Genomic DNA, 5,114 nt, shown 5'->3' with positions numbered 1-5,114 from the left:
GGGCAGGCGGGGTCGGTGCCGTGCCGTCAGCGGCGGCCGGAGGCGTGGGCATGGTGCCGTCGGCCGGAGGCGTGGGCATCGTGCCGTCGGCGGCGGCGGGAGGCGTGGGCATCGTGCCGTCGGCCGGCGGCGTCGGCGCGTCGGTGGGCGGGGTCGGCGCATCCGTCGGGGGCGTCGGCGCCGAGCCGTCGCTCGGGGGCGTCGGCGCCGTGCCCTCGGCGGGCGCATCGGTGGACGGCGCGTCGGTCGAGGTGGAGTGCAGCGGTGTGGCGCTGGAGGTCGGCGTGCTCGACGGCGTCGCGGCGAACGCGGCGGTCGAGCCGAGCGCGACGAGTCCGAGGGCGCCGACGGCGATGCCGATGGTCAGGGCGCGCTTCTTCGGACGGCGCGGCCCGAAGCTCGAGCCCTTCTCGGCGGGGGTGGTCGACTCGGTCATGGGTGTCTCCTCGTTCCGGCCCGGTGCCGACCCCGTTCGGGATCGGTTGCGGCCGGTTCCATCTCAGATTCGAAGGCGAATCTGAAGCCGGACTTAAGAACAGACCCTCCACAGCAGACGCCGGGTGCGCCCCGATCCGCGGCCCCTAGGTTCGAGCACATGCCCTCCTCCGCCCGTGTGCTCCTCATCGAGGACGACGACGCCATCCGCTCCTCCGTCGAGACCGCGCTGCGCAGCGAGCGCTTCACGGTCCGCGGTCTCGTCTCCGGCGAGGACCTCGTCCGCGAGCTGAGCACCTTCGCTCCGGACCTGGTGATCCTCGACTGGATGCTCCCCGGCCCGAGCGGCATCGTGCTCGCCGAGCGGATCCGCCGCAGCAGCGACGCGGCGGTGATCATGCTCACCGCCCGCGACGCCGTCGACGACCGCCTCCGCGGCTTCGACGAGGGCGTCGACGACTACGTGGTGAAGCCGTTCGTGCTCGCCGAGCTCGTCAAGCGCGTGACCGCCGTGCTGCGCCGCCGCGGCCGCATCCCGTCCGTCGTCGAGATCGGAGACCTCGTCGTCGACCCGGAGTCGGGCCGCGCCCGCCGCGGCGGCGTCGCCCTCGACCTCACCGCGACCGAGTTCCGCCTCCTCGCCTTCCTCGCCGGGAACCGCGGCCGCACCCTCACCAAGACCCAGATCCTCACGCAGGTCTGGGGCTACGACCACGTCGACCCGAACCTCGTCGAGGTGCACCTCAGCTCCCTCCGCAAGAAGATGGAGGCGCACGGCGACCGGCTCGTGCACACCGTGCGCGGCCTCGGCTACCGGGTGGAGGCGTGAGCCGCTCCCAGCCGGGCGCCCTGCGGACCGGCTCCCTCCGCCTCCGCACCGTCCTGGCCGTGCTCGCGCTGCTGGCCGTGCTGCTCCTGGCCCTCTCGGCGACGGTGCAGGCGGTGCTCGGCGAGCGCCTCCGCGACCAGATCGAGGAGCGGCTGCAGGACCGCGCCTCCGCCGCCGCCGCGCTGGTCGGCACGATCGCCGACGACGCCCTCGCCTCCCGCCTCTCGGCGCAGGGCGTCTCGGTGCGGATCACGAGCCCCGAGGGCGAGGACGTCGTGGCCGGGCCGAGCCCGGAGCAGCTGCGACTGGGCCCAGGAGCCGCCGACCAGCTCGGAGAGCCGCCGTCGCCTCCCGGCACGAGCTCCTCCTCCGGAGCCGTCCCGCCCCGAGCCGCGTCCGCCGCCGTCACCGTCGTCTCGAGCAGCGTCGCCGCCGACGACGAGCTGATCACCCTCGAGTCGACCCTCAGCGACGGCACCCGCCTCGAGCTCACCAGCGAGGCCGGATCGGTGGGCAGCACCCTCGCGCAGCTGAACGGGATCCTGCTCGCCGCGTCGGCCGTGTTCCTCCTGCTGGCCGCCCTCGCGCTGATCGTCGTGGTCCGCGCGACCCTCCGGCCCCTCGAGCGGATGACCGACGTGGCCCGCGACATCGCGCACGGCGACCGCGGGCGGCGGCTGCGCCCCTCCCGTCCGCGGACCGAGCTCGGCCGCACCGCGACCGCGTTCGACGAGATGCTCGACGACCTCGAGCAGGCCGAGCGCAGCGCCCTCGCCGCCGAGGCGACGGCCCTCGCGGCGGAGCAGCGGATGCGCGCGTTCGTCTCGGACGCCGCGCACGAGCTGCGGACGCCGGTCGCCGGCATCCAGGCCGCCGCCGACGCGCTCGTCCGCGCCGACGGCGGCGAGCAGGAGCGCGAGCGCCTCTCGGTGCACGTCGTGCGGGAGTCGCTGCGCGCGGGCCGCCTCATCCAGGACATGCTGCTGATGGCGCGGCTGGACGAGGGCCTGGCTCTGGAGTCGCGTCCGCTGGACCCCGCGGTCGTCGCCGAGGCCGCGATCGAGCGCCAGGAGCTGCGCCGCCCGGGCCTCGCCATCGAGCTGCACCGGCCCGCCGAGCCGCTCCTGGTCAGCGCCGACGCCGACCGGCTGGCCCAGGTGCTCGGCAACCTCCTCGAGAACGGCGCCCGCTTCGCCCGCTCCCGGATCGACGTCGCCGTCGAGGCGGCCGCCGACTCCGTCACGATCACCGTCGACGACGACGGCCCCGGCGTCGCCGAGGCCGACCTCGAGCGCGTCTTCGACCGCCTCGTCCGCCTCGACGACGCCCGCAACCGCGCCGACGGCGGCTCGGGCCTCGGCCTGCCGATCGCGCGCGGGCTGGCCCGGGCCCTCGGCGGCGACCTCGTGGCGGAGGCGGGGCCCGTCGGCGCCCGCTTCCGGGTGACGCTGCCTCGCGCGGGGTGACGCCGTCCCGCTCCCCCTAGGCTCGACGGGCGCGCGGGCCCCGCTCCGCCCGAACGGCAGGAGTGGCTCCATGGACAGGGACGACGCGGAGCAGCGTGTCCGGCAGGCCCGCGACGAGGCCTCGAGATTCGGGAGCGGTCCCCTGCTCGCCACCTTCACCGTCCGGCACCGCCGCGGACTCGACGTCGCCTTCGTGCTCGACGGCGCCGACGGCGACTTCCAGATCGGCATGGGCGCCGCGTCCGACGACTTCCGGAGCGTCCTCACCGTCGGCGTCGACCGCGAGGACGGCCGCATCCGCGGCGTCTCCAGCTGGACCGTCGACGGCCGCGAGAGCCGCGTGCCCGTGCGGATCCTGCACCGCTCCGCCACCGTGATCATCGTGGAGGCCGCTCCCCTCCCCCTCGACCGGCGCCCGTCCTCGCTCAAGTGCTGGTCCTTCCTCCGCCGGGCCTCCGCCGACCACCACTCCGACGTGCTCGGCTTCGTGTCCCCCGAACTGGCCGACCTCCCCCCGGTCCGGCTCCTCACCGATCCGCGGGCGCGGCGCGGGCGCTGAGCCGGCCTCGCGCGCGAGGGGACGGATCCCCGCCCGACCCGCAGGCGCCGGTGCGATCATGCGCTGACGTGATCCCGCCCGGAGGTCCGCCCGACCCGGAGGAGCGCTCGTGACGCAGGAGGTGCAGTCGACCCGGCTGCGGTCGCTCGGGAGCGAGGCGTTCTTCGGAGCGACGGTGGTCGTGGCGGCGGCGTGGTCGGGCGCCCGGGCGTTCCAGCTCTACGGAGGGTGGGGCGTGGTGCTCGCGGTGGCCGCGGTGATCGTCGCGGGGCTCGGCTTCGGGATCCGACGGCGCGTCGAGGAGCGGTGGTCCCGACCGATCCTCGAGAAGCTGCGGGCCGAGCATCCGGACGGCGGCGTCACCGCGGTGCTGAACACTCCGGAGACACTGGCCTCGCTGCGGACGCTCGCGGTCGCCGGAGCCGCGGTCGACCTCCCGGCGCTGCGCGCGGCGAAGCCGGACCCCGTGCTGCTGGCCGTCGTCACCTCGATGGCGCTCTCGCTGTTCCGCGCCGACGCGGACCTCTCGCCGATAGCGTTCCTACCCCTCACCGCTGCGGACGCCCCCGAGTCGGTGACGGGCTACCACCACGGTCACGCGCTCGCGGCTCCCGTTCTCACGGTCCGGCAGCAGGGGACGGAGCAGCGGCTCGCCCTCTTCCCCGCGCGAGCCTGAGACGCGGCTCAGCCCGCACCCATGCCTACGATCACCGATCGCGCAAGCACCTGCTCGCGGGGCGCCCGCACGTCAGCATGAGCGGGATGGACACGATCGAGGAGGCGGGCGCCTGGGCGCACGATCTGGTGCGCCGCGAGTTCGGCGTCGGCCTCGTCGACCTGGAGCCCGTCGTCGGCGGACTCGACCACGGAGCGCGCGTCTGGTGCGCGGCCGACGGCTCCGGAGCGCTCTGGAGCGTCAAGGCGTCGGCCCGCGACGGGCGCTTCGGACTCGCGCTCTCGGCGTCGCTGGGCGAGTCGGGGGTGCCGGGCGTCGCGGCGCCGCACCGCGCCTCCGACGGGCGCCCCTGGGCGGAGGACCGGGGGCTGCGGGTCTCGGTCGCGCCGTGGATCCTCGGCGAGGACGCGGTCGACTCCGGCGAGGACGCCCTCGACTGGGAGGGGTTCGGCGCGGTCCTGCGCTCCGTGCACGACGCCGAGCCGCCGACCCTCGCGCCTCCCGTGCGGCGGGGCATCCGCCGCGTCCGCCGTCCGCTCGCCGACCTCCTCGCCGAGACCGACGAGAGGATCGACGCGCAGCCGGAGTCCCGCCCCCTCCTCACCGCGCTCTGGCGCGGTAACCGCTCCCGCCTCGACGCCCTCGCCGGCGCTGAGCGGCGGCTGAAGCGCGCCCGCACGCCCACCTCCCGCGTGCCCCTCCACGGCGACCCGCATCCCGGCAACGTCGTCATCGACGAGAGCGGCCGCCCCTGGCTGATCGACTTCGACGAGGCCACCGTCGCCCCGCGGGAGGCCGACCTGCTCCTGATCGAGCTGGGCGTCATCTACTCGCGGCCGATCAGCGACGTGCAGCGCTCGGCGTTCCGCGCGGGCTACGGCGAGGCCCTGATCGACGACGAGCGGATCATCCGCTTCGGCTGCGTCCGCGCGGTCGAGGACGTGGCCGCCACTGTCGCGCTGGCCCTCGCCGACCCGGAGCCGGAGGAGCGCGAGGCCGCCCCCGTGCCCGCCTCCCGCCTCGGCCGCGCCGCCTCGGCGCTGCCCGTCCCCACTCCGCTCGACCTGCTCGTCGGCCAGCTCGGCCCGCACGGCCTCGTCTCGCTCGTCGAGACCGCCCTCCGCCGCCCCGCCTGACGCGGCCCTCCGA

The 5,114-nt window shown here is 75.8% G+C and carries 6 protein-coding genes; 5 read left to right on the top strand and 1 reads right to left on the bottom strand.

What is annotated here, in order from left to right; translation table 11 throughout:
* Positions 1 to 436: hypothetical protein (locus C5C39_RS16980; protein ID WP_104353935.1), on the bottom strand; the 436-nt coding region annotated here is incomplete at its 3' end.
* Positions 437 to 595: 159 nt separating this feature from the next.
* On the opposite strand from C5C39_RS16980, the gene C5C39_RS16975 reads away from it, so the two are divergent.
* The 5 genes from C5C39_RS16975 (at position 596) to C5C39_RS16955 (ending at position 5,101) form a co-directional block, all read left to right on the top strand.
* On the top strand, positions 596 to 1,264 hold the full coding sequence (locus C5C39_RS16975) for a response regulator transcription factor (protein ID WP_104353934.1): 669 nt from the start codon (positions 596 to 598) through the stop codon (positions 1,262 to 1,264).
* Entirely contained in the window at positions 1,261 to 2,730 is a 1,470-nt protein-coding gene (locus C5C39_RS16970) for a cell wall metabolism sensor histidine kinase WalK (protein ID WP_104353933.1), read from the top strand. The genes C5C39_RS16975 and C5C39_RS16970 overlap by 4 nt, the downstream gene beginning before the upstream one ends.
* Before the next feature lie 70 nt (positions 2,731 to 2,800).
* Entirely contained in the window at positions 2,801 to 3,289 is a 489-nt protein-coding gene (locus C5C39_RS16965; protein WP_104353932.1) for a hypothetical protein, read from the top strand.
* 109 nt (positions 3,290 to 3,398) lie between these two features.
* Positions 3,399 to 3,965, top strand: coding sequence for a hypothetical protein (locus tag C5C39_RS16960; protein WP_104353931.1), 567 nt, complete (start codon positions 3,399 to 3,401; stop codon positions 3,963 to 3,965).
* An 86-nt stretch (positions 3,966 to 4,051) separates the two neighbouring features.
* Positions 4,052 to 5,101, top strand: a complete 1,050-nt coding sequence (locus C5C39_RS16955; protein ID WP_146083972.1) for an aminoglycoside phosphotransferase family protein — start codon at positions 4,052 to 4,054, stop codon at positions 5,099 to 5,101.
* Positions 5,102 to 5,114: the final 13 nt, after the last annotated feature.

Source organism: Rathayibacter sp. AY1F3 (genome assembly GCF_002931975.1).
Lineage (GTDB): Bacteria > Actinomycetota > Actinomycetes > Actinomycetales > Microbacteriaceae > Rathayibacter.
The sequence above is the reverse complement of the archived record's forward strand: the minus strand, read 5'-3'. Positions and strand labels throughout refer to the sequence as shown.